Origin of the sequence: Vibrio sp. 1F279, assembly GCF_041439815.1 — a bacterium.
In the GTDB taxonomy this organism is placed as follows: domain Bacteria; phylum Pseudomonadota; class Gammaproteobacteria; order Enterobacterales; family Vibrionaceae; genus Vibrio; species Vibrio tasmaniensis_A.
Window position 1 is genome coordinate 1 of record NZ_JBGOOU010000117.1, and the last position, 1,269, is coordinate 1,269.

The following is a 1,269-nucleotide window of genomic DNA, read 5'->3' on the forward strand; positions in this document are numbered from 1 at the left end:
GGTTGGGGCAATAAATCCTTAATCTTTTTCTGAGTGAGTCTGATATAGCTCATGAGCGCATCCCCTTAGCCAAAGTCGCTGATATATGAGAGGCCGCTTTACAAGCATCCAGACTGCTTAAGTGGGCATATTTCAGCGTCGTTTCTACATCCGCGTGACCCAGTAAGCGACTAAGCACCGTCAGATTAATGTTGGATTGAATTGCAATACTGGCGTACGTGTGGCGTAAATCATGTAGGCGCACACCGGCTAACTCGGCTAAACGGCGCACTTTACGCCAGAACGAACTCAAGGCCACTTCAGATATCGGTTTGGTATGGCATCGTGCAGGAAAAATATAATCACTCTCTGTTCGCCACTCTTTTAGATACGCCCTAACCGGTGAGCAAAGATACACCGTTTTTGCACCTGTTTTACTGTCTGATAAATGCCAATGCCCTCCCCTGTAATCTTTCCATTGCAACGTTCTCACTTCCGAAGAACGGCACCCTGTATATATCAATAATCGTATAATCATCACGAGAATTGGGTTATCGGCTTCTAACGTTTCGAGTACATGCCATAGGCTACGCAACTCTTCCGGACTGAGGTAGCGTTCGACCTCTCCCGCTTTATAACGCTTAAAGTGACGACAAGGGTTAGTGTTTCTATGTCGATACCCCCACGCTTCACACTGCTGCATCATGACAGACATCAACACTAACGCTTGATTCGCTGAGCCTTTCACGTGATTTAACTGAGCAAACCACCCTTCAATGTCTCTTCGCTCTATGGAGTGAACCTGTTTATCGCCTAAAATAGGCGCGATATGTAAACGAAAGGCGCTCTTATTCTTTACCGTCGTTCTTGGTTTCCAGTGGCGAGGATAACGCTTAAAAAATTCCTCAGCGAAGACCCGAATCGTTATTGGTGGCAGCTCTTTTATATCTGCCAGATAACGAGTCTGGTGAACTTCATTCACCACTTGCTTTCGCACCTCTCGTAATGATAGGTCGGTTGCTTTACCAAGCTTGCGGTGAACCCTTAACCCTTCATGCTGAAAGCGAATATAAAATCGCTTACCTCCTGACGGATAAACTCTTAAATACAACTCAGGGACTTTTGTATCGTAAAACTCTTGAACCAGATGGTTAGAAAGGATGCGCTCAACAAAGCGTTGTGTGAGTAAGATTTTTTTCATCATTTAGTACCTTCATATAGGGACATAGAATCACGAAATTTCGTGAAAGCATGCCATACCAATGAAAGACACAAACTACACATCGCTTA

1 protein-coding gene is annotated in these 1,269 nt (G+C 44.7%); it reads right to left on the reverse strand.

The window, feature by feature from the left end:
* Positions 1-49 precede the first annotated feature (49 nt).
* On the reverse strand, positions 50-1,183 hold the full coding sequence (locus ACED60_RS25660; RefSeq protein ID WP_235447580.1) for a site-specific integrase: 1,134 nt from the start codon (positions 1,181-1,183) through the stop codon (positions 50-52).
* Positions 1,184-1,269 lie beyond the last annotated feature (86 nt).

Bases quoted from the DNA above. Each gene is read 5' to 3' on its own strand.
- ACED60_RS25660 (WP_235447580.1), bottom strand. From the start codon at position 1,183: ATGATGAAAAAAATCTTACTCACACAACGCTTTGTTGAGCGCATCCTT.